A 23,469-nucleotide genomic window follows, 5' to 3' on the forward strand; every position below is an offset into this window, starting at 1 on the left:
GCCCCATCCCAATCAAAAATTGCTCAAAACGCATCCCAAGCTGCCCCAGATTTATACGTATCTGAACTAACTGTCCAGACCATTACGAACCAGGCCTCTTGCCAGCCACAAGTGATCCGTTTTCCTCCGTCCCCAACGGATCAATAAGAAAAGAGGGGCTGTCCCGCGCTGGCGGGACAGCCCCTCTGGCTTCGGCATGTGCGAAATGGCTCGTTAGTAACCCTGGCCGTAGCCCTGACCCTGGCCCTGCTGGCCCAGCAGCTCCTCCAGATACTGGCGCAGCTGCTCGTCGGTAATACCGCCGTTGCCGGTGTCGGTCGAACTGTCGTCCTGCTGTTGGTTCTGCAGCTCCTCGTCGGAGCCCAGCTCAACCGTGACCTTCTTCTCTTCCTTGCCGCGCATAAGCGTGATCTCGACCTTCTCGCCCACCTCGTGGCTGCGCAGCGCGATGATCAGGCCATCGGCGCTCGTGATCTCGTCGTCGCCCAGCTTGGTGATGACGTCGCCCTCCTGAATGCCGGCCTTGGCAGCAGGACCATCCTCAACGACGCTCGCCACATACGCGCCGCTATCGGTGCTCAGCTTGTTGGTGCGGGCGTTGAGCGCGTTGACGCTCGAAAGCGTGGCGCCCAGATACGGATGAACCGGCGTCTTGCCGTCGATAATCTGGTCGGCAATATTCTTGGCATAGTTGACCGGAATGGCAAAGCCTACGCCCGAGCTGGAGCCCGAGTAGCTCTCGATGAGCGAGTTGATACCCACGAGCTCGCCGTTGTCGTTGACAAGCGCGCCGCCGGAGTTGCCCGGGTTGATGGCGGCATCGGTCTGGATCATGTTGGCGTAGATGGTGTTACCACTGGTGGAGCTCATGGCCGTGGAGCGATACAGCGCCGACACGATACCCGTGGAGACAGACTGCTCGTTGCCGAACGGCGAACCGATCGCCATGACCCACTCGCCCACGTTGAGCTTGGAGGAGTCACCGATCTCGATCGGCGTGAGCTTGGAGGCGTCAGCATCCTTGAGCTTGATGACGGCCAGGTCGCTCGAGGCGTCGTTGCCCACGAACTCGGCCTCATAGGTGGTGCCGTCGTCCATGGTCACCACGTACTGGTCGTAGCCATCGACCACGTGGTTGTTGGTGAGGATGTGGCCCTCGGTATCGAGCACCACGCCCGAACCGACACTGCCCGAGCTGTCCGACTCATCGGCAGACTGCGAAAGCGAGCCATTCTGGCTGCCGCTCGAAGTGGCGGTGATGGAAACGACGGAAGGCAGGGCCTTGGCAGAAACGGCCTCGGCCAGCGTGGTGTCCTCGGAGTCGATGGTGATCTTTTGCGTCGATGAACCCGAAGCGCCCGCCGTCACGGCATTCTTTCCGCCGCCAATATTGAGCGTGCCGCTCATAATGAGCGCAATGACCAGCAGGGCTCCGCAGGCACAGCCGGCGAGTGCCGTAATAAAGATCGGCAGCTTTTTGGTCTTGGTCTTGACCACCGTGTGCTTGTTTACAACCTGCTGACCGCCCAGCGGCTGGCCGGTCTGTGTATCGTAAGCCTGCACGTAGGGAATGTTACTGCCGGCAGGCGTCGACTCCACCTGCACACGCGGCTGCTGCTGGGTCTCGCCAGCGTTGCCCGCATCCTGAGGACGCTGGGAATCGTTCTCGCTCATGGCTGCGATCCTTTCGTCTAATAACCAAAGGCCCGCCAAACATGTGGCGGGCCATCATTGTTCACGTTGAGTTGTACCCCAATATGCGGGCGCACGTGTATGAGAACGCAATCTTTTAGGAAGGCTTAAGTTCTGTTGCAGGCCCGAAAGGAACCCGCACCTGCGTCAATACCACCACAAAGGTGCCTGTCCCCTTTGTGGTGGAAATCTAGTCCTTAAACAGATAACCCACGCCGCGGACGGTGGTGATGTGTGCCGCGATCTGCGGGCCCACCTTGGAGCGGATGCGTCGAATGTGCACGTCGACGGTGCGCGTGCCGCCGCAGTACTCAAAGCCCCACACGCGGTGCAGCAGCACCTCGCGGCTGTAGGCACGGTTGGGATGCGTCGCCAAAAAGCTCAGCAGCGAGTACTCCATCAGCGTCAGGTCGATGGGCTCGTTATCGAGCGTCACCTGGTAGGTAGCCAGGTTAATCTCGAGGTTATCGATGTTGAGCACATCGTCGGCGGCGACGGTCTCCTCCTCGCCCATCAGGCGCTGCGCACGAGCCTTGAGCTCGTTGGGCGTCGCCGTGGGGCATACAAAGTCGGCATGCGCGTGATTCGGCAGACGCAGAGTGCCGAGCGCCTCGTCATCGACGATCACCAGCATGGGGACGCCGCCACGATCGTCAAGCCACTTGGCAATCTGATCGATGCGGTCGCTGCGGATGCCATCGGAATCGAGAATCAGCAAGTCAAAGTCGTGCGCCGCAGTTGGCGAATCGGGGGTGGCCAGGCTCACCTCGACACCCAGGGTGGTCGTCAAGCTGCGGGCAAACTCGTGGAAGCGCGTCGTGCGCGCCATGAACAGGGCACTCTTTTCGGACATATCGGCCTCCAAGGAAATGAGCTCAATCGTACTGGAACAAGCCAGCGCGATTAGGAGTTCGCCAGATAATGCTTGATCTCCCACTCGGTGATCGTGGACTCAAACTTATGCCACTCGTTGCGCTTCTTTTTGAGGAAGAAGCTGTGGATGTGCTCGCCGAGGGCATCCTTCATAAACTGCGAGTCCTCAAAGACGTCGAGCGCCTCTTTGAGCGAGCGCGGCAGCGGCGTGTAGCCGGCCTCGAGCATCTGACGGTCGGTGAGTTTGAGTGTCTCGGCCGTGGCCTCGGGCGGGAGCTCCAGCTTGCGCTCGATGCCATCGAGACCAGCCGCCAGCGTGACGGCGTTAACCAGGTACGGATTGGCCATGGGGTCGGGGCTGCGCAGCTCGATGCGCGTGGACAGCTGCTTGCCGGGCTTGTAGACCGGGATGCGGATCATGCTCGCGCGGTTGCGCAGGCCCCACGTGGCGTACTGCGGCACGGAGTCGCCACCCGTGGTGATGCGCTTGTACGAGTTGACCGTGGGGTTGGTGATGGCGCTGATCTCGCGCGCGTGCGCCAAGATGCCGGCCATATAGTGCTTGGCGGTATCGGAGAGATGGTACTTCTCGTCGTCCTCGCCCCAAAAGACGTTGTTGCCGTCGTGGTCGAACAGCGACTGATGCAAAAACATAGCGCTGCCGTCCTCGCCCGCCAACGGCTTGGGCATAAAGGAGGCGTGGCAACCGCTCTCGTAGGCCTGCTGCTTAATGATGAGCTTGGCCGTGGTGATGGCATCGGACATGCTCAGGGCCTCGGCGTGGCGCAAGCTCATGCCGTGCTGCGAGCGGCCGGCGGCGTGGAAGGTGTACTCCACGGGCACGGACATCTTCTCCAGCGTGAGGACCGTGTTGCGACGCAGGTCGCGGGCGGCATCGCTCACCGAAAGGTCAAAGTAGCCCACGTTGTCGAGCGGCTCGGGCGTGTGCTCGTCGGGGAAGTAATAGTACTCCAGCTCGGCACCCACGTTGAGCAGGTAGCCGGCCTTCTCGGCCTTATAGAACATGCGGCGCAGGGCGTCGCGCGGGTCGCCGGCAAACGGCCTGCGATCGGGGGTGCACACGTCGCAGAACACGCGGGCGACGCCGTTGTGGCTCGGGCGCCACGGCAGGATCTGGAAGGTCGAAGCATCGGGAAACGCCAGCATGTCGGCTTCCTCGGGCGTAGCAAAGCCCTCGATGGCAGAGCCGTCAAAGCCAATACCCTCCTCAAAAGCGACCTCGAGGTCCTCGGGGCTAATGGCAAAGTTCTTGAGGCGGCCGAGAATGTCGACAAACCACAGACGCACAAAGCGGATGTCACGCTGCTCTACGGAGCGGAGTACGTAATCAATGTTCTGCTGGTTCATGTCGCTCCCCTTTCTTTCGGGCGGGTTTCGACTGGTCTATATCGCAGATACTATCGCAGAAAAATGTTTCCGCAGGGTTAAAGCGTATCAAGCGCTCAAAAAACGTGCGCGAACAGGCCGTTGCGAACGAGCGGTTAGCATTCAGATTCGGAGACAATTTGTCTACAGGCTCGTTCCAGCGCAGGGAACTCCATCGTCACTGCATCCCAAACAACCGAGCGGTCGACATTGCCGTAATCATGCGCAAGATAATTTCTCATGCCGATAATTCCACGCCATTCAATTTCGGGATGAAGCCGCTGCGAGCGTTCCGACAATTTGCCCGCTTCTTCCGTCACCCTAAGCGCACACATCAAAAGGGAGTCCGCCAACGCCCTCGTCCGCACGTCATTCGCATGCAGAAACTGGTCCTCGGTGATATCAAAAGCCTTGATGCGCTCGTTCGTTTCGGAGATGGCCTCCAAAACCTCTTGGGCGCGAAGGCTGTCTGACTTACGCGCGATCATAAAGGATCACTCCTTCGCGCTCGATTACCGCGGCAAGATCGTCATCAAGATAGTCACTCGAGACAAGGTCAACCTGCTTCCCGGTTTCTTTGCGAACCGCCTCGCCAAACGCCGACAACGCGAAAAGACCAAAGCCCTGCTCGCGATCGACTTCGAGACGCAAGTCAATATCGCTATCGACATGTGCCTCGCCCCGGGCATACGAACCAAAAAGAATCACGGTTTTGATGGCGGGAATCGAGCTGGCTGCCTCGCGGACGGCGGACTCAATCTGGGCAGTATCCAAAATGCCCGTCGCGGCGCTTTCGCTCGCAGAGCTTTTACCAAGTGAAGGAACAAACGGCAGAGAGCGCTCGCGCAGCATCTGCCTCATAAACATATTGACCGCAACAGACGAAGTCATGCCAAGCTCTTCGCACAGCTCGGCAAATGAGTCTTTAATTGACGAGTCCACTCGCACACTCAGCACAGACGCAGCCATGGATACCTCCTGTATGACATTGTCTATATATTATCACACAGACTAGCGCGAGGTCGAGGCACGGTGTTCGATGTGGCCGGGGACCTCGATGCGCTTGGGGGCGAGCTTTGCGGCCTCGCCCACCGTAGTGGTAACGATGTCGATGCGCTCGAACAGGCGCTCGACCACGCGCTCGGCAATGGTGAGGGTGTCCTGCGCGGCCGTGGTCACGCCGCCAAAGAGCACATGGTTCCAGGGGTAGTCGTCAAACGTCGCGATCTTGAGCCCCGCCGGCAGCGAGGGCCCCAGCTGTGCTAGCGCCTCGGTCAAACGCAGGAAGACCAGACCGTTGACGGCAATGAGGCCGAGCTTTTTGCCTGCATAGCCGCGGATAGTCTCGTCCAAGCGACCGACGCCCGTGGCGCCACCGTCGGCCAGGGTGACGACCTCGCCCGCAAGGCCGCGTCGCGAAAGCTCGTCGGCAAAGGCCTCGGCGCGCTCGCGACGGACGGGGCTGTCGTCGCTCGCCTCGGTGAGCAGGCACAGGCGCTCACTGCCAGCGGCGGCCAAGGCGTCTACCAAGCCGGCGACCAGCTCACGGTTGTTAGATGTCACCAGATCGACACCGCCGGCGGCAACATCGCGGTCGAGCAGCACAACGGGTAAACGTCCCGCGGCAGCGGCGATTGCCTCGTCGTTACCGCCGCAGGTATTGACGACCAGGCCGTCCACGCCGGCGTCGATAAGCCTGGTGAGCGATTCGGCCTCTTTAGCGGGATCGTTGCCGCTAATGGCCGTCATAAGCGAGCAGCCGCGCGCGGCGGCACTGGCGGAAAGCCCTTCGAGCATGGCGCTCGAGTACGGGTTGGCGATGTCGGCCAGGATCACGCCGATGAGGTTGGTGCGCGAGCTGCGCAGATTGCGTGCGGCGGCACGTGGGCGATAGCCGGTGCGCTCGATAACCGCCGCGATGCGAGCACGGGTTTCCTCGGTCATCTGCCCGGGGCGGTTGTTGAGATAGCGCGAGACCGTGGCCGGACTCACGCCCGCCTCGGCGGCAATGTCCTTGATTCTCATCTGCGCCATGGCGCACCCCGTTTCCCAATTGTCAGCAGTCTGAGCCATTTTAGGCATTTTTTTAAAAATCTCGCTTGCAAAACGCTGTAGGTGAGTATACTACAACTCGAAACGAAACCGATTTCGTAAACCGATTTCGGCAAGCGTTGGCGCGGAGGTGCAAAGATGTACCCTACCGTCTTGGCACCTCCGCGCCAACGCCATATCAAAGGTGTACGCACGAGCAAGAAGGAGCTGCGCGACCATGGGTAAAACGGTTCTTACCTTCGGCGAAATCATGATGAGGCTCTCGCCCAAAGATCATCTGCGCATTGAGCAGGCAACCGAGTTTGACGTCCGCTACGGTGGCGCCGAGGCCAACACCGCTCTTTCCCTGGCCTACCAAGGCGACAAGGCCGCTTACGTATCCGTTGTCCCGACCAACCGCCTAGGCGAGTGCGCGCTGCGCTCGCTGAAGGCCTACGGCGTCGACACAACGCGCGTCGTGCGTCAGGGCGACCGTCTTGGCTCCTATGTGTTTGAGGTCGGCGCCTCGCAGCGCGGCAACGGCTGCGTCTACGACCGCAAGTTCTCTGCCATCAACATGGCCAAACGCGACGTCTTTGACTGGGACGAGATCCTCAAGGGCATCGATGTCTTCTATTTCTCCGGCGTGACCCCCGCCGTCTCCGATGAGATGGCCGCCGCCTGCAAGGAGGCACTCGCCGCCTGCCGCGCCAAGGGCATCACCACCGTGTGCGACGTGAACTATCGCGGCAAGATGTGGTCGCCCGAGAAGTCGCAGGCCACCATGAAGGAACTCCTGCCGCTCGTCGACATCTGCATCGCCAACGACGAGGATGCGCCCGCCGGCCTCGGCATGACCTGCGTCTCCGGTTCCCTTGCCCATGGCATCGAGGAGCGCGACACCTACGTCGAGATGGCCCGTCAGATCTGCGCCGAGTACGGCTGCAAAAAGGTCGCCTCGGTCGTCCGCAACATCTCCTGCGTCGAGCGCTCCATCTGGATGGGCATGCTCTTTGACGCCGAGAGCGGCGAGCACTGGTTCTCCCCTGCTCACGACGTGCACGTGCTCGAAGGCGTTGCCGCCGGCGACGCTTTCAACGCCGGCCTCGTCCATGCCCTCACCAACGACTTTGACCCGCAGGACGCCGTCAACTACGCGATTGCAGCCTCGATCCTCAAGCTCACCATCAAGGGCGATTCCAACTTGGTGACCGCAGACGAGATCGCAGCCGTGGCATCCGCCGCCGACGGTGGCACCCGCGTCGCCCGTTAATTCGTTCCCCATTCCGCGGGCCGCAGCTTTCCAATCCCATACCCCTGCGGCCCGCTCCCCGATTCTTCCGGTCGGGCAAAACCACCAGTCCCATTCCGGTTTTGCCTGGCATTCCCTACATGACTGGTCGAGCAGCCGGTTTTGGAATTGCTTGAACCCCAAGCAGTGCCTCCGATAACCAATCCAAAATCGGCTCCTGACCAGCATATTTGGCAATCACGCGCCCATGCGCGCCATACATCGAAAGGAACATCATGTTCGATCAGTTCTACACCACGCTTGAGTCCCTGGGCATCGTGCCGGTCGTCGTGCTCGACAAGGTCGAGGACGCCGCTCCGCTCGCCCACGCCCTTATGGCAGCTGGCATGAAGTCCGCCGAGGTCACCTTCCGCACCGCCTGCGCCGCCGAGTGCATCGCCGCTATGGCCGAGGCCGAGCCCGAGATGTGCGTTGGTGCCGGCACCGTCCTGACCGTCGAGCAGGTTGAGCAGGCCCGCGCAGCCGGTGCCAAGTTCATCGTCTCCCCGGGTTACAACGAGGACGTTGTGAAGCACTGCATCGACATCGACCTGCCTGTCCTTCCCGGCACCGTAACCCCCTCCGAGGTCACCGCAGCCGAGAACCTGGGCCTCAAGGTCACCAAGTTCTTCCCCGCGTCCCAGTATGGCGGCCTGAACACCATCAAGGCCCTCGCCGCTCCGTTTGTCGGTCACCGCTTTATGCCCACCGGCGGCGTGAGCACCGCCAACGTCGAGGAGTACCTGAGCTCCTCCGCCATCATCGCCTGCGGTGGCACCTGGATGGTCAAGCCGGCCCTGTTTGCCGACGGCGACTTCTCCAAGGTCGAGCAGATTGCCCGCGAGGCCATGGACGTCGTCAAGAAGGTCCGCGGCTAGGTTTAGCTCTCTATCGTGAAAGGGGGCGTGCCCTAGACCTCGCCCCCTTTCTTTTAAAGCGGCTCGGAAGCGCGCCGTTTCCGTCACGAACAAGAACCAAAACCGTCTTGTATGCTGATAGAACGTGACGGAAGCGACACGCCCCCGAGCCGCTTTGCCTACTCGGCTGGCAACCGCGCCCAGTTGAGCCACATCGACAAAAACCGAGCCATCAAAACAGCTGCGGCGCCGTCTGGAGGAATGGACCCTTGCTTCCGGTCTTTTCCTCCAAGCGGCGCCGCAGCTTTGTGCCCCGGTTACGCCCCAACGCAGTTGCGGTGAAATAGGGACTGTTTGCGCCACCTAGGCCGCAAAACAGTCCCTATTTCACCGCAACTTATATGGGGATTGATTAGATGAACGAGTCTTTGGACAGCTCAAAATAGTCGGGATGCAAGGCGATAACCGGGCCCTGCTCCTCGGGCATCAGGTGCAAGTGCGTCTCCGCCAGATAACTCGCCGCATCGGTATCGCCCCTCTTAATGGCCTCGAGAATCCGGCGATGCTGCCGACGAATCGGTTCCCAATCCAGATCCTGCGACACCATACGCAACCAGTTGTATCGCTCAAAATGCGTGTTGACGCTCTTCATCCAATCCCACAACATGTGACGACCGGCAATCTCAAAACATGTCTCATGGAACAGGTTATCCAGGTCAAAGAAACGGCGCGTTTCGCCATGGTCGAGCGACTCGGACTCGGCAAGGATCTGCTCAATCCGCTGCTTTTGCTCGGGCGAGGCGGCCGAACAGCATTTAATGAGCACGCTTCTCTCGAGTTTCTCACGCAAGAAACAGGCGTTCTCGGCGCGCTCCATGCTGATTTTTGAGACATAGGTGCCGCTTTTGGGACGCGTTTCCACCAGCTCCTGCTCACGCAGGCGCACAAAGGACTCGCGAATGGGCGTGCGTCCGATTCCCGTCTCCTTTTCCAGACCAATCGCCGAAAGGCGCGTGCCGGGCTTGAGCTCGGCATAGATGATCTTGGACCGCAATGCGTTGTACGCCTGGTCTTGCAGGCTCTGATAATGCTGCTGTTCCATAAAGCCCTCGGATGAAGCCTCGGTTAATCGAATACCACCATGCAATACTATCGCATCCCCCGTCCCCCCATAAGTTGCGGTGGAATAGTTCCTGCTCAAAGCCTTCAGCAGCAAAAACAGGAACTATTCCACCGCAACTTATGGGGGGACGGGTGCGACATGCCGTTGGTATAAAAAGCAAAGGCCCGCGGACAGTTTGATAGGCAACTGTCCGCGGCTTGCGGTGAGACACGCTTGTCTTATGCGTTTCTCGCCTAGATAAACAGGCTCAGGATTAGAACCATGATGAGGCCGACAACGGAGTTGACGAGCTCCAACAGGCCCCATGTCTTATAGGTATCCTTCATCGACAGGCCAAACGACTGCTGGAACAGCAGGTAGCCGCCGTCATACATAGGCGTGATGGTATTGGATGCGCAGGCGCAGACCAGTACTGCAAGCACCGGGTTGATGCCAAACTGCGTAACCATAGGTGCCACGACGCCGGCGGCGGTGATGGCCGAGACGGTACCCTGGCCGGTGAGCAGGCGCAGGACCACCGTGATCACCCAAGCCAAAATCAGCGGCGACACCGGCATGAGGCTCACCATGTCGGCAAGCGTCGCGCCAACGCCAGAAGTAATGATGACCTGCTTCATGATGCCGCCGGCACCGATAACGAGCAGCACGTTCGCGACGCCCTTGATAGCATCGGACATAGAGCTAGAGATCTCTCCGCCATCCATGCCGCGCGTATAACCATACGCAACCATGGCAAGAATCATCGTGATGAGCATAGTGATATCTGCGCTACCGATGCAGCTGGCAAGATCGTATGCAAAGCAACCCTCACCCACCGTGTTCTTGATAATCGAAGCCCCAATCATGATGATTGCCGGGAACAGCGGCACCAGAATGGAAAGCCAGAACGGCGGAAGCTCGTCCGCGGGCCTGCGCTCCGCCGGCTTCATAACATTGCCAAGCGGCATGTCATCGAGACCGGGGATGAAATGGCACAGCAAAAGACCAGAGCAGATAAGTGTCGGAATCGTAACGATCAGACCAAAGATGTAGACCGGCGGAACCTCGGCACCAAAGGCACTCACCAGCGCCATAGGACCAGGCTGCGGCTGAAAAAGAGAATGGCCCATCGTGGTACCAGAAACAGCCGGGATAATCAGGCGCATATAGGGGATGTCGGCCTCTTTGGCGATGCTGATAACGAGCGGCGTAACGATAAGGAACGCCACCTCGTAGAACATGCTCATACCAAAGATAACGCCGATGATCAGAAGCGCAACAGGCAGCAGCTTAATACCGAGCTTGTCAACGATAGTGTCGGCAATCTGCTGCGAGGCACCCGAATCGGTCATCAGTTTTCCGATGGCTGCGCCAAAGATAATGATCAGCGCAAGCGACTTAAGCGTTCCGCCCAGTCCATCTTCCATGGTGGTGACAAGGTCGCCCACAGAGATGCCGTCGGCAAGGGCGATAAAAATGGCGGAAAGAATAAGCGCAATGATGCTGTTGATTTTAAACTTAACGATCATGGCGACCAGCAGGACTACGCCCACCAGCACCCAAAGGAGTGAAACAACTCCTGCATTCATAGATAAGCTCCTTTTAACTGGCAATGAAGCCAAGTGCTTCTATTCGAAATAGCAGCTTTTACTCGCTTACAGGTTGGCGACAATTGCCTGGGCGATCTCGTCGTACTGAGCCGACTCGAGCGTGACGCGACCGGGGTTCATGGCAAACACGTCGCCAAACTCAAACGGGTCGTCCTTGTACTTGGGGACGATATGCACGTGCAGGTGATGCATGGTGTCGCCGTAGGCACCAAAGTTAATCTTGTCGGGATTGAACGCCTTGTGCAGTGCCGCCGCGACGTGGCGGACATCGGCCATAAAGGCGGCGGCGTCTTCCTCGGACATGCAGGAGATGTCATCGACGTGCTGCTTGGAGGCCACGATTACGCGGCCCTTATGACTCTGCTCCTTAAACAAGATGAGCTTGCTGGCAGGCAGGTCAAGCATGGGGATGCCAAAGGCATCGACGAGCGTGTTGTCGGTCCCGCACATGCAGTACGAGCAATCGGTATGCTGTTCCATGGTGATCCTTTCAATCTGGACAATGATGAATGCCGCTTTTGCGGCAGGTGTAACCCCTCGTTTACACCACCAGATAATGGACAGATACAACGCATGCGTAGTCGATACGAAATCGGTTTCGTATCGACTACCGCCATGATACAGCCAACGAGTTGTTACGATTAGGTGAACGTTCACTTTTTATTGTTTTTCTCTTTGCAAATAGAATCCCGTGCGTATACTAAGGCTCAAACGAAACCGATTTCGTCAAGCGTGAGCAATAGGATGCTAAGACGCACCCTACCATCTTGGCATCCTATTGCCCACGCAATGTCATTTGCTTTCCTCCCGTCTCGCTGGCCCTTCAGTCCCATTCCGGCACAGCGAGACACTTCCTAGACAACTGACCGTGGGGCCGGCTTTTCTGCTTTAACAGCAGTGCCTCCGATAACCCTCTTTTGCCGGTCCGGGTCAGTTTTTTCACACAACCGAAAGGACGGGTAGCAACATGCGACCGCTCATCATCATGAATGGCGAGAAGATCGATTGGTTCCATACCGTCATCAGGATGCTGATGTATCTGGTGGGCGTTGCAGTACTGGCACTCGGTATGAGTCTCCAGACGGCATCCGGTCTGGGCGTCGTCGCGCTCACGTGCTTTGCCACGACCCTATCCATGCTCACGGGCAAGACGCTCGGCTTTTGGATCACCGCGGCCTACGTCGCCTACATCGTGGCGCAATTAGCCATCTTGCGAAGCGAGTTCCAGCCGCGCATCCTGCTCGAGCTGTGCTTCTCAACGCTCATCGGCGGCTTCACCGACTTCTTCATGGCGGTCAACCCGCTGCATCCCGCAGTACTCCCCATACAGGTTGAGACCATGCTGCTCTCCCTCGCTGTCACTGCATTTGGCGTAAGTCTCGTCGTCAACATGGGTGTTGTCCCCAACGCGCCCGACGGCCTGGTGCAGGTCATTGCCGAAAAGATTAAACGCCGCTTTGGCGACGTAAAAGTCGTGTTCGACTGCTCGCATGTCGCCGTGTCTCTCGTTCTGTCGCTCGCGCTCATGCACAACCTGGGCGGCTTTGGCGTGACCACCGCCATCTCGGCGCTGTTCTTGGGCCATGTCATCAACATCGCTAATAAGCTGTTCGCCCAGCGCTTTGTGCGCGCGGCATTCGGGAAATAGCACCACCGTAAGAACCCGCAAACAGCGCTATACGTTGCTATATCTCACTATACTTTGCTATATCTTGCTATACTTTGCTATATCTTGCTATATCTTGAGCAAAGGTGGCTCACATGCAAACAAACCCTTTTAAGCCCACAGCAGGTAAAACACCTCCCACGATTATCGGCCGCGAAGATGTACTTGAAGAATTCAATGATGGCCTCGTCAACGGGCCTGGTGCCCCGGGGCGCCTAATGCGCATAGCCGGCGTCCGTGGAACGGGCAAGACGGTCCTCCTTGACGAGTGCTCACGTTTGGCGCAAAGCCGTGGCTGGACGGTCATAAAAGAGGTCGCAACCGAGGGACTTTGCCAACGCATTCTCGAACAGCTGCAGCCCAAATTCCAGGCCAAACACGCCAGATTTGAGCCCACCGTAGCTGGCATATCCATCGGCAGCATAGACATTGAGCGAATCGGTCCATCGCTACGCGACGCCATGAGACAGACAATATCCAAGAATGAAAATGGCCTGCTCATCACTCTCGACGAGGTTCAAGACGCAGAGCTCGATGAGGTCCGAACGCTCTCCATTGCGATTCAGCAGGTTATCGGCGAAGACCTTGATATAGCCTTTGTTTTTGCTGGGCTGCCTTCGATGATTGAAAGCATCATCAACGGAAAGACACTTACGTTTTTGCGCCGTGCCCTCCCCTTTGATCTGAAGGCTGTGGCAGTAACCGAAGTGTCGTACTCCCTCGAGGAAACCATTGAAGCGTCTGGCATGGAGTTGCAGCCAGGTATTGCCGGCCAACTTGCCGAGGCAACGCAAGGCTATCCTTTCATGATCCAACTCGTTGGATACTACGCATGGCAGTTGGCGAGACGTGCACATACAGCGATTATTGGAGAAGAAGAAGCCGAGCGCGGCATTGCAACGGCACGCGAACGCTTCTGCGCCATGGTGATTGAGCCCGCGCTGCGGCGCATTCCGCCCACGTGCATCGCTTATCTGCTGAGCATGGCGTCTTTGGGGCAGACGAGCTCGACCAGCATGGTTGCCGATGCCCTAAACAAAACGCCTCAACAGGTGAGCTCCGTCCGCAGCCGCCTGTTAAGAGAATCGATTATCGAGGCCCCCTCGTACGGCAAGGTCTCATTTGCCATCCCCTACATGCGCAATTACCTCTACGAACACAAAGCCGAACTGGAAGTTGAACTGTAGAAGCGGTAACTGCCATGCAAGACGAAAACCGTTTTCGTGCGGATTTATAGCAGACACAAACGGTTTACGTCTTGATTTGCGTCCGGAATTAAGACGTAAATTGCGCTTTCGTACGCTTATTACCAGACGCAAATTGTTTTCGTCCGGCCATGCGTCCCCAATCTAGACGAAAAGAGCCCCGAGCTCGTATTGAACTGCATCCCAATTCTTGGACGGGCGCCGATGCCCTGATCTCTGCCATGTCGAGGTGCGAGATCAAATCCTTGGCGCGCTCGCCGGAGTGGTATGCCTTGTTCGGCGCCACCTTCCTGTAGAGCTTCTTGAGCTTCGTCTTCCCCTTGTTGCCCGGCGGCATCTCCGTCTCAGGTGGCAGCCCTAGGAAGGACAGGACGCCGGGCAGGTCGCACAGCATCACGTCCTCGATGTCGGCCTTGGCCGCCAGGTCGACGACTCTCTGCGCTGTCGGCGAGATGTTCGGGGTGCTGCTACCGCCCGCTGGTTCGGAAGCTGGCGGGCAGTAGCGGCAGTAGCGGTGTGGCTCGATAGGCCCGAATATCCGTAAGGAAGGTGCTCGCTCTCATATGTGCTGATATGCCTCGCCTCGCGAACCTTGGGATGCTTCCTGAGGTAATCCCTCAATTCGAGCCACTCTTTATGCTCATAACGCTTCGAAATCGTTTCCCCGTCGACAGTTTCCTTCACATAATGGTATGTTCGAACGCCTTCGAACTTGCCGAACCCGTTCTCGACGCTGAAGTTTCTGAACCAGCGCGAAAACCCATTCAGGTCCATGAAGTTGACTTGGGGATGCCTGTCTTTCGTTCGTTCGAATGAGTGGACGAGCGGAGTGCCTTTGACTTGTTCCAGGCCGAAGGCTTCCATTTCGCGGGCCTGCTCCTTTTTCCAGAATTCGAGATACGACGTCAGCGTCTCGCTTATCGAGATCCTCCGCACGCTTTTCTTGCTTTTGGGCGAGCGAACGCTTCGATCGGCCGCGAACTGCTGCTCAATGAGGATGCTTCTGTTCTCGACGGAGACATCGGACCACGTCATCCCGAGGGCTTCTGCCCTTCTCATGTCGGTGTCGAGCATGAGCATCACGCATGTGATGTGCGCGTCCGGTTCTCGATTGAGTAGGATGTCGAGTAGGCGAGCGGCGTGATGGTTCCTTCGCGGTTGTCGTGGAACTTTTTTGCGTACGAGCCGACGGTGTCCCTCGATTTTTGGACGTAGGTGCCGCTGTTGAGTTCTGCCTTGTAGGCTTCGAGTGCGGCGTCGACCTCTCGGCTTTTGGTGGTATGTATGGTCTGCCACGGCGAATAGCGGTATTTGCCCGTGACCGGATCCTTGCCGAGGCTGTGACGGTAGCGCCACGTGTATTTGTCGCGGCGTTGCTTCGTTCCTTTGCCCATGACGAGAGGTCGGTCGTTCATCGTGTTCCTTGCCTGAAGTGCCTGAGAATCGCGCTCGGTTGCGCGGAATGGCGCAAAGGGCTGGGGCGGGTGGGCATTACCCTTGGTGGTAGGCCCTGCGTGGGGTCACACCCCAAGGGTAATGCTCCGCCTGACCGCTTTCAAGCTCGTTGTGGGTCGAATTTGGGTCGAATTATTCCGCGTACTTTTCTTTCGTAAATCTATGAAAACATCAAATGACCTGGAGTTATATTGACTTCAATTTGGGTCGAAATGTCTTAATGAAACAACGTCGTAGCGACCTCATAACCCGAAGGTCGGTGGTTCAAATCCGCCCCCCGCGACCATGAAACTTCAGGTCGGAAGCATAAAAGCTCCCGACCTTTTTCTTTGTCTAGGGGTTTCGGCATCTCTCGTTCTTTGGGTACCTCGAGACGGGCAATCAGATAGATGCTTACGAGTATCATAGGGTCTTTTTACGTCGCGGTCGTGTCTCGTACTGGTGCGCCGCTCTTTGTGGGACGTGTCACTTTGCCATAGGTTGTCCGGCGGCGGGGCGCAGGTCGTTCCCCGTGGCGTCGCTCCTTTCGACGCTACGCTGCCTGGCTACTCGTTCCACTGGTGCTTTTTCATGTCGACGCAGCCGTTGTCTCGGAAGGCGACTCCTTCCTCCGTCAGTAGTGCTCGCTGGTCGGGGAAGTTTGGCGCGAGGCGTCCCGCGTGGTTGACGACGCGGTGGCAGGGATAATCGCCGTAGCGATCCGCCTCGCTCAGCACCGCTCCGACCAGGCGAGAGTTTTTCTCCCTGCCGATGAGGCGCGCTATCTGACCGTACGAGGCGACGCATCCCGCCGGAATCTCTGCCACGACGGAGAGAATCTCATAAACCAAATCTTCGTCCAGGACTTTTCCCATCGTATCGCTCCCGTGTTCGCTTTTGCCTTCGGGGGCGCGGCGCCGATCACCCGTGCTGCGATTTTCGCAGCTCCCCTTACCGAAGCATCGAGGGAAAGCGCGTGCGTGTCAAGGTTGTCTGGTCCAGTTGCTGGCTCGATGCCTCGAGATGTTCGCCTCAAGTGCGACCTGCCCCTATTGGAAAAGGATGCCGAAGATGTATTTGGTGATGGCGGAGCGGCGGATGACCCCCACGAGTTTGCCCTCGTCATCAACCACAGGAAGCTTCTTGAACTTCTTCTTCGCCAGCAGCGCGGCGACGCGGGCGATGCTCTGCTCGGGACGGGCACACACTACCTGGCGCGTCGCGAAATCCATGACGCAGCGATCCTTCAGGTCTTCGATGCGCTGCTCAAGGCTCTGATCGTCGAAGTACAGCATGGACGCGTCGCCGCCCGTGAAGATGGTGTGAGCGCGATGCTGCGCGATGGCTCCCATGACATCGCCGTCGGAGATGAACCCGACCACCTGGTTGCGCTCATCGATTACGGGCATGCTGCTCACCTCGTTTTCGGCGAGCATGCGCACCACGTCGGAAATCGTGCAATCCTGCGTGCAGGTGAACGGCTCTTCAATCATGATGCTCGAAACGGGCGTCCCCTCGAGCTCGAGCGGGATGCGCTCGGACAGAATCTCGGACATCGCTTATGCCTCCTTCGTTTTCGGTGCGGTTTTCTTGGTGCGCACGCTGAATATGGCGCAGATAAGGGAAACGAGGCCGATTGCCGCGCACACCTTGTAAGCGACGCCCGCGCCCACGGCGGTGGCTACTTGGATGCTCGCATCGACGCCGGCCGACGCGGTGACGCTTGTCATGACCGTGATGATGAGCGCCGTGCACAAACCGCCGGCGACCTGGCGGCCGGTGTTCGCGATGGCGTTGCCGTGGGCGATCATGTCATTTTTCAAGGCATTGACACCCCATGTGTTCACCGGCATGTTCGCGAGCGACTGGCCGGCGGACTGCAGCATGCAGAACAGCGCAACCACCAAGATGGGCGTGTTTACCGTCGAAAGCGAGAGCAGGAACAGGGCGCCGGTCATGAGGGCCAGGCCGACGATCGAGATGGCACGCGGACCGAACTTGTCGAACACCACGCCGGAGATAGGGCTGATGATGATGCCCACCGCCGCGGCGGGAAGCATGGCCATGCCGGTTTCGAAGGCCGAAGCGCCAAGCGAGGTTTGCAGCAGCAACGGCAACAGCGTGTTGGTGACCAGGCATGCGGCGTTGATGAGCGTGACGATGATGGCGGCCACGCGGAACTCGCGCGTCTTGAGCGTGCCCAGTTGAAGCAGCGGGTCCTCGATTTTGCCCTGGCGTACGACGAACAGCACCAAGCACACGACACCCGCGACGATCGAGCCGAGCACCACGGGGTTGCCCCAACCCATCGACGAGGCGCTCGAGAACCCGTAGAGAAGTCCGCCGAAGGCGATGGTGGAGAGGACGACCGAGGGCAGGTCGAGCTTGGGGTTCTTCAGCTCGCCCACGTTTTTCAGCATGAACACGCCCAGCACCAGCACGAGAATTGCGAGGGGGACGATGGCGCCGATCATGGTGCGCCAGCCGTACGTGTCGATCACCGCGCCGCCTACGACGGGGCCGACCGCGGGACCCGCCGACATGACGATGCCCGCCATGCCCATAGCCGTTCCTCGTTTCTCGACGGGGAACACCAGCATGGGAACCACCGAGACAAGCGGCATGAGCACGCCTGAGCCCGCCGCTTGCAACACGCGACCGATGATGAGGAACAGGAAATCAGGGGCTGCGGCGCACAGCAGCGTGCCCAGCGCGAACACCAGCGTCGCCCCGAAGAATAGCGCGCGGGTGCTGAACTTGTCGATAAGGAACGCCGAAACGGGGACCATGATGCCGCTCACCAGCGGGTATATGGACATGATCCACTGGGCAGTCGAGGCATCGATGGCGAAATCGGACATGATGACCGGCAGCGCAGGCGACATCACCGTTTGGTTCAGTAGCGCCAAGAAGGCACCCAGGACGACGACCGCGACGATGCGGATCTGGGTACCGGTAATGCGCCCATTGGCGGGCGCGACCGTACAATTATCAGACATAAGCTTCCTTCGTATCTATTCGATTCTTCGCCGAAGGCGCGCCGGCCCACGGGCGAAATAACATGCACGTGCTATGCGTGCATCAGATACGACAGGAAGAAAGCGGCTGCTCAGAGCGCACTTGGGGAACAACAGGAGAGGCCCCGTATACCAGGGGCCGCCGAATTGCGATGTATGCTTTGGTCAAATCCTTCATAGCGGGGAGGTATTCTAGCAGCCGTCTTCGCCCCTTTCAAGGGATGTAACCCAGACGTTGATTTTCTTCACCGAGGCGCCATCGTTGACGGGTGGCGTGCTTCTCTATCGCCACACCGCGGGGCGAGGGAACGCCGCGGCGAGCTTGTACATCGGCTATGTGTGCAGCTGCGAGCGTGTCGCCGGCGCGCGCTGGGCGCCAGTCCGATCCGGCCGACTCTTGCCGACGGTCGGTCGCCGTCCTCCTCCATCTCCGCCTGCTCTGTTTTTGCTCGGCTCCCTTGTCGTATCATGGACGGACGAGAATTGAGCGAAGGCGGTACGTATGAACATCCAGATATTCGGCACGAAGAAAAGCTTCGATACTAAGAAGGCGCAGCGCTATTTCAAGGAACGTCGTGTGAAGTTCCAGTTCATCGACTTGAAGGAAAAGGGGATGAGCAAAGGCGAGCTCGAAAGCGTGGCGCGCGCCGTCGGCGGGATCGACGCTGTGATCGATCCAAAGGCGAAAGATGCCGACACGGTTGCGCTCGTACAGTATCTTGCTGCCGACCAGAAGTTCGAAAAGGTGCTCGATAACCAGCAGATTCTTCGTGAGCCCATCGTTCGCAACGGCCGCCAGGCAACCGTTGGCTACGAGCCTGACGTGTGGAAGGGCTGGGAATAAAGTGAAGCGCCCACGCCCGTGGTTTTATCCACGGACGCGGGCGCTTGCGTAAGACGTCTCTTGTCGTTTGAGTGGAGCGCCCCGGCGGCGCTGAACAACGCGCCCCGGTGACGTGGCTCGGGGCTCTTTGTGCCGCGCATCTATGAGAGGAGATATTCGATGCGTACGTGCGCTACTCCATGTAGCCACCCTGAATGGCGGAAACTGCATGCTCGGTAAAGAACTTGAGCGTGCCGGAGGTATAGCGATTAGCCTTGGGCTTCCAAGCGGCTCGGCGCTCGGCCAGGACGGCATCGATCTCGGCCGGCTCCATCTCCTTGCCGGCGATGCCCACAATAGACAGCGAGCGCTCGGGGATGTTGATCTGGATAAGGTCGCCCTCCTCGATCAGGGCAATCGGGCCGCCCACGGCAGCCTCGGGCGAAACGTGACCGATAGCCGGGCCCTTGGAGGCGCCGGAGAAGCGGCCATCGGTGATAAGGGCAATGCTCGCACCCAGCTCGGGATCGCTGGCGATAGCCTCGGTGGTGTAGAACATCTCGGGCATACCGGAACCCTTGGGACCCTCATAGCGAATGATAACGGCATCGCCGGGCTTGACCTCGTGCGTCAGGACGGCGTGGATGGCGTCCTCCTCGCAATCGAACGGACGGGCCTTAAGCGTGGCCTGGAACATCTCGCGCGGAACAACCGTGTGCTTGACGACGGCGCCCTCGGGGGCAAGGTTGCCGTGGAGGATGGCGATGGAGCCGTCGGTACCAAAAGCCTGGTCAAACGGGCGAATGATGTCCTCGCGCTTGAGGTTCCATTTCTCCAAGTAGCGGCCGCACTTCTCGTAGTAGCCGTTGTTCTTAAGGTCCTCGAGGTTTTCGCCGAGAGTCTTGCCGGTGACGGTCATGACGTCGAGGTGGAGCATCGACTTGATCTCCTCCATGATGCGCGGCACGCCACCCGCATAGTAGAAGAACTGCGCCGGCCACTCACCTGCGGGACGAACGTTGAGCAGGTAGTGGGCACCACGGTGCAGACGGTCGAAGTCGTCGGCGGACATCTCGATGCCAAACTCGCGGGCGATCGCGGGAATGTGCAGCAGCGAGTTGGTGGAACCGGAGATGGCGCCGTGGACCATGATGAGATTCTCGAAGGACTCCTTGGTCACGATGTCGCGGGGGCACAGGTTGTGCTCGGAGAGCCACACGGACTGACGGCCAGCCTCGCGCGCAAACTCACGCAGATCGGAGCTGGTTGCGGGCAGCAGAGCCGTGCCGGGGAGCATAAGGCCCAGGGCCTCGGCGGTAACCTGCATGGTCGAGGCGGTACCCATAAAGGAGCAGGCGCCGCAGCTGGGGCATGCGTTGTGCTTGGCAAACTCGAGCTCCTCGCGGGAAATCTCGCCGCGCTCATAGCGGGCCGAGATGGCGCCGAGCTGCTCCAGGGTCAGCAGGTCGGGACCGGCATCCATGACACCGCCGGTAACGACGATGGAGGGGATGTTGATGCGGCCCATGGCCATGAGGTTCGCAGGCAGACCCTTATCGCAGCTGGCGACAAAGACGCCGGCGTCGAATGGAGTGGCCTTGGCATGAATCTCGATCATGTTGGCGATCATGTCGCGGCTGGGCAGCGAGTAGTTGATGCCGTCGTGGCCCTGGGCCTCACCGTCGCAAATGTCGGTGCAGAAGTAACGAGCACCGTGACCGCCAGCCTCGGCAACGCCAGCACGGACCTCCTCGACCAGATCAAACAGGCCGGCAGAACCCGGGTGCGAGTCGCCGAACGTCGACTCGATAATGACCTGCGGCTTGTCCAGATCCTCGATGGACCAGCCAGAGCCCAGGCGCAGCGGGTCCATCTCGGGGCTGATGGTGCGGAACTTGCCAGAACGCGGCTGCAGCTTGGCAACCAGGTCGGCGGCCTCCTGCTGAATCTGTGCTTTGGTTTTCTCGTCCATGATGTTCTCCTCTTTTGGTTTGAACGGTTGTACCAATCGTTGGTTAATGAATCAGGTGAAAATGGGTACCGAGCGATGCACTCGGTGAAAGATGCTTAGCTACGCGAACTAGGCGAAGAACGAAATCACCAGGGCGCAGGCAAGACCCGAAAGGCCGATGAGCGTCTCCATAACGGTCCAGGACTTGAGGGTTGTCTTCTCGTCAATCTCCAGGAACGAGGAGCACATCCAAAAACCGGCATCGTTGACGTGCGAGAGGGCCGTGGCACCGCCGCAGATAGCAAGACAGATAGCGGCACGCATGAGCACCGAGGCTCCTGCAACCGCGGGCATGGCGGCCATAATGCCCGATGCCATGGTCATAGCGACGATGGAGCTGCCGACAGAGGCACGCACCATGACGGCAATCAAAAAGGCAACGACCACCAAAGGCAGCGGAGAAGCCTCGAGCATGGGGCCAATAACCTGACCTAGGCCGCAGTCCTGCAGCATCCAACGCATGACGCCACCGCAAGCGATAACCAGCAAGATCATGCCGACGGGCTTAAGAGAGCGGTCGAGCAAGGCCTTGAGCTCGGCGCCGGAGTAGCCGCGGCGCGCGCCCAGCAGATACATCGCGACGAGCGTGGCAAGCGTCAAGGCGACGAACGGCTTGCCCAGGAAGGCGAGAATCGAAGCGAGCTCGGCGGGCATGGGGATATAAGAGGACAGCGTGCCCAGCAAAATCAAACAAAGCGGCGTGAGCACGATGGCAAGCACCATGCCAAAGGAGGGAAGCTCCTTTTCGTCGCTCGCGCCCTCGGCAGAGGTAAAGTGCTCCGGAACATCGGTAAAGATGCGACCGCCCACGTTGCGACCCCAGATGACGCCGGCGATCGCCATGGCGATGAAGGCGGTAGGGATACCGACGAGAATCATGGTGCCCAGGTCGACACCGAGCGTGCCGGCGACCAGAACCGAACCGGCCGATGGCGGCACAAACGCATAGCCAGCGGCAAGTCCTGCGAGCAGCGCGATGCCGTAGTAGAGCGTCGACTTCTTGGTCTGCGACGCCACGCTAAAGGCAAGCGGGATCAAAACGACCACGCCGGCCTCAAAGAACACCGTAGTGCCGATGACCAGACCGGTAATACCCAGTGCCCAGCTAGAGTGACCCTGCCCAAAGGTATCGATGAAGGTCTGGGCAATCTTCTTGGCGCCGCCGCTCTCTTCAAGAATCTGGCCAAACATCGAGCCCAGGCCAATGAGCAGGGCGATGTTTTGCAGCGTGGCGCCCACGCCCTTGGTGACAGTGTCCGCCACCAGGTCGAGCGGCATACCGGCGCCGATGCCGATCGCGAGCGCCGAGACCATCATCGAAAGCACGGGGTGCAGCTTGAACTTGATGATGAGCGCAAGCAGCAGCGCGATGCCCACGATGGCGGCGATGACCAGCCTGGTGGGATCAGCCATAAACGTTGGGTCTGACATCTTTCCTCCAATTCATCAGACCTTTTGAATTCGTCTGATGACTATAGCGTGTTTTGGAAAGGTCTGATGTTTCATTTTGAAATTTGTTCGAAATACATCTGATGTATTTGGTAAACGGTCGTATTTGCGCTGCGAACGGTATATCTAAGCCGCCCGACTCAAATCCAGCGGCCAATATCGCATCCGTGGTGCGCTAAAATAGCTCAGATGAATTTTGTAATGAAAGGTATAGCTATGGCCCGCGCCGAATCGGGACTCCCCGAGCAAATATCGGAGAAAATCATTCAATTGATTCTGGATGAACACCTTGAGCAAGGCGATCGCCTACCTAAGGAAACCGTGCTGGTCGAGCGCTTGGGCGCCGGCAGGAGCACCGTGCGCGAGGCCATGAAGTTGCTGCAGTCGCGCAATATCGTGCGCATTAAGCAGGGTTCGGGCACCTATGTGGCGTCAAACCCCGGCGTTGCCGACGACCCGCTGGGCTTTACCTTTATCGACGACAAGCAGCGTCTGGCGCGCGACCTACTCGAGGTGCGCTTTATGATCGAGCCGCAGATGGCACGCATGGCGGCCGAGCACGCAACCAACGATCAGGTCGTCTGTATCGAAGAGCTCTGCGATGAATCCGAGCGCCTGGCCGAGGCCGGTAAGGATTACTCCGCCGCCGACACCGCGTTCCACAATGCCATTGCCGAGAGCTCCGGAAACCTCGTCGTTCCCCGCCTGATGGGCGTGCTCAAGGCATCCGTCCCCCTCTTTATCGACGTGACTGGCAAAAAGCTCGTCGAGGAAACTATCCGCACGCACCGCGATGTGGCCGACGCCATCGCCTCGCGCAATCCCACCGCCGCGCACGACGCGATGTACCTGCATCTGGTGTACAACCGCAACATGATCGCAGAGGGAGCGCAGGAACAGAGCAAATAGACGTCCGCACGGCAAGGGCGAGACCACCGTTTACCTTTTAAAAGTGAACGTTCACCTGTTTTTAGGAGAATCTGTCTTTTAATTCCCCCTCTTCTCCTATACTGACCTTGTAT

The 23,469-nt window shown here is 58.9% G+C and carries 22 protein-coding genes; 6 read left to right on the top strand and 16 right to left on the bottom strand.

The features are described 5' to 3' along the window. Positions 1-213: 213 nt before the first annotated feature. The 6 genes from I4W09_RS02065 to I4W09_RS02090 form a co-directional block, all read right to left on the bottom strand. The gene (locus I4W09_RS02065; protein ID WP_196031448.1) at positions 214-1,674 is read right to left on the bottom strand and encodes a S1C family serine protease; all 1,461 of its coding nucleotides are present in this window, start codon (positions 1,672-1,674) and stop codon (positions 214-216) included. A 208-nt stretch (positions 1,675-1,882) separates the two neighbouring features. Then, complete coding sequence (locus I4W09_RS02070) at positions 1,883-2,545, bottom strand: response regulator transcription factor (protein WP_118256204.1); 663 nt, start codon at positions 2,543-2,545, stop codon at positions 1,883-1,885. Positions 2,546-2,595: 50 nt separating this feature from the next. After that, a complete protein-coding gene (locus I4W09_RS02075) occupies positions 2,596-3,933 on the bottom strand; it encodes a glutamine synthetase family protein (protein ID WP_196031449.1) in 1,338 nt (445 codons plus the stop codon). Positions 3,934-4,067: 134 nt separating this feature from the next. After that, complete coding sequence (locus tag I4W09_RS02080; RefSeq protein WP_196031450.1) at positions 4,068-4,439, bottom strand: HepT-like ribonuclease domain-containing protein; 372 nt, start codon at positions 4,437-4,439, stop codon at positions 4,068-4,070. After that, positions 4,426-4,920 carry a type II toxin-antitoxin system RelB/DinJ family antitoxin gene (locus I4W09_RS02085; RefSeq protein WP_196031451.1) on the bottom strand — a complete coding sequence of 165 codons (495 nt, stop codon included), beginning with the start codon at positions 4,918-4,920 and terminating at the stop codon, positions 4,426-4,428. The genes I4W09_RS02080 and I4W09_RS02085 overlap by 14 nt, the downstream gene beginning before the upstream one ends. Positions 4,921-4,962: 42 nt before the next feature. After that, positions 4,963-5,985, bottom strand: a complete 1,023-nt coding sequence (locus I4W09_RS02090) for a LacI family DNA-binding transcriptional regulator (RefSeq protein WP_196031452.1) — start codon at positions 5,983-5,985, stop codon at positions 4,963-4,965. Between the two features lie 235 nt (positions 5,986-6,220). Here I4W09_RS02090 and I4W09_RS02095 point away from each other — a divergent pair, with 235 nt between their 5' ends. Both I4W09_RS02095 and eda read left to right on the top strand, forming a co-directional pair. Next, positions 6,221-7,255, top strand: a complete 1,035-nt coding sequence (locus I4W09_RS02095) for a sugar kinase (RefSeq protein WP_196031453.1) — start codon at positions 6,221-6,223, stop codon at positions 7,253-7,255. A 254-nt stretch (positions 7,256-7,509) separates the two neighbouring features. Further along, a complete protein-coding gene (eda, locus tag I4W09_RS02100; protein ID WP_055286010.1) occupies positions 7,510-8,151 on the top strand; it encodes a bifunctional 4-hydroxy-2-oxoglutarate aldolase/2-dehydro-3-deoxy-phosphogluconate aldolase in 642 nt (213 codons plus the stop codon). A gap of 391 nt (positions 8,152-8,542) precedes the next feature. Here eda and I4W09_RS02105 read toward each other — a convergent pair whose 3' ends face one another. The 3 genes from I4W09_RS02105 to I4W09_RS02115 form a co-directional block, all read right to left on the bottom strand. Next, entirely contained in the window at positions 8,543-9,232 is a 690-nt protein-coding gene (locus I4W09_RS02105; RefSeq protein WP_196031454.1) for a GntR family transcriptional regulator, read from the bottom strand. Between the two features lie 254 nt (positions 9,233-9,486). Continuing rightward, positions 9,487-10,821, bottom strand: a complete 1,335-nt coding sequence (locus I4W09_RS02110) for a gluconate:H+ symporter (RefSeq protein ID WP_196031455.1) — start codon at positions 10,819-10,821, stop codon at positions 9,487-9,489. Between the two features lie 66 nt (positions 10,822-10,887). Further along, complete coding sequence (locus I4W09_RS02115; RefSeq protein WP_196031456.1) at positions 10,888-11,322, bottom strand: HIT family protein; 435 nt, start codon at positions 11,320-11,322, stop codon at positions 10,888-10,890. A gap of 487 nt (positions 11,323-11,809) precedes the next feature. Here I4W09_RS02115 and I4W09_RS02120 point away from each other — a divergent pair, with 487 nt between their 5' ends. Beyond that, positions 11,810-12,490, top strand: a complete 681-nt coding sequence (locus I4W09_RS02120) for a YczE/YyaS/YitT family protein (RefSeq protein ID WP_196031457.1) — start codon at positions 11,810-11,812, stop codon at positions 12,488-12,490. A 113-nt stretch (positions 12,491-12,603) separates the two neighbouring features. Then, a complete protein-coding gene (locus I4W09_RS02125) occupies positions 12,604-13,695 on the top strand; it encodes an ATP-binding protein (RefSeq protein ID WP_196031458.1) in 1,092 nt (363 codons plus the stop codon). Between the two features lie 411 nt (positions 13,696-14,106). On the opposite strand, the gene I4W09_RS02130 is transcribed toward I4W09_RS02125, so the two are convergent. The 5 genes from I4W09_RS02130 to I4W09_RS02145 all read right to left on the bottom strand — a co-directional run bounded on the left by I4W09_RS02130 (position 14,107) and on the right by I4W09_RS02145 (position 18,146). Beyond that, positions 14,107-14,787, bottom strand: a complete 681-nt coding sequence (locus tag I4W09_RS02130; protein WP_229077193.1) for a site-specific integrase — start codon at positions 14,785-14,787, stop codon at positions 14,107-14,109. Positions 14,788-14,792: 5 nt separating this feature from the next. Further along, positions 14,793-15,128, bottom strand: a complete 336-nt coding sequence (locus I4W09_RS10330; protein ID WP_230318616.1) for a hypothetical protein — start codon at positions 15,126-15,128, stop codon at positions 14,793-14,795. A gap of 585 nt (positions 15,129-15,713) precedes the next feature. After that, complete coding sequence (locus tag I4W09_RS02135; protein WP_006234744.1) at positions 15,714-16,022, bottom strand: MGMT family protein; 309 nt, start codon at positions 16,020-16,022, stop codon at positions 15,714-15,716. Positions 16,023-16,196: 174 nt separating this feature from the next. Next, positions 16,197-16,703 (bottom strand): CBS domain-containing protein, encoded by a 507-nt coding sequence (locus I4W09_RS02140; protein WP_006234745.1) that lies wholly within the window; start codon positions 16,701-16,703, stop codon positions 16,197-16,199. A gap of 3 nt (positions 16,704-16,706) precedes the next feature. Further along, a complete protein-coding gene (locus tag I4W09_RS02145) occupies positions 16,707-18,146 on the bottom strand; it encodes an MDR family MFS transporter (RefSeq protein WP_035136865.1) in 1,440 nt (479 codons plus the stop codon). A gap of 520 nt (positions 18,147-18,666) precedes the next feature. Between I4W09_RS02145 and I4W09_RS02150 the strand changes: the two genes are divergently transcribed. Then, positions 18,667-19,008, top strand: a complete 342-nt coding sequence (locus tag I4W09_RS02150; RefSeq protein WP_006234747.1) for an arsenate reductase family protein — start codon at positions 18,667-18,669, stop codon at positions 19,006-19,008. Between the two features lie 172 nt (positions 19,009-19,180). Here I4W09_RS02150 and ilvD read toward each other — a convergent pair whose 3' ends face one another. Together ilvD and I4W09_RS02160 are read right to left on the bottom strand one after the other, a co-directional pair. Then, complete coding sequence (ilvD, locus tag I4W09_RS02155) at positions 19,181-20,959, bottom strand: dihydroxy-acid dehydratase (RefSeq protein WP_230318617.1); 1,779 nt, start codon at positions 20,957-20,959, stop codon at positions 19,181-19,183. Positions 20,960-21,067: 108 nt separating this feature from the next. After that, on the bottom strand, positions 21,068-22,429 hold the full coding sequence (locus tag I4W09_RS02160) for a GntP family permease (RefSeq protein WP_117770598.1): 1,362 nt from the start codon (positions 22,427-22,429) through the stop codon (positions 21,068-21,070). A 234-nt stretch (positions 22,430-22,663) separates the two neighbouring features. Between I4W09_RS02160 and I4W09_RS02165 the strand changes: the two genes are divergently transcribed. Next, positions 22,664-23,356 carry a FadR/GntR family transcriptional regulator gene (locus I4W09_RS02165; RefSeq protein WP_230318618.1) on the top strand — a complete coding sequence of 231 codons (693 nt, stop codon included), beginning with the start codon at positions 22,664-22,666 and terminating at the stop codon, positions 23,354-23,356. Positions 23,357-23,469 lie beyond the last annotated feature (113 nt).

It is taken from the genome of Collinsella aerofaciens, assembly GCF_015670795.1.
GTDB lineage: Bacteria > Actinomycetota > Coriobacteriia > Coriobacteriales > Coriobacteriaceae > Collinsella > Collinsella aerofaciens_Q.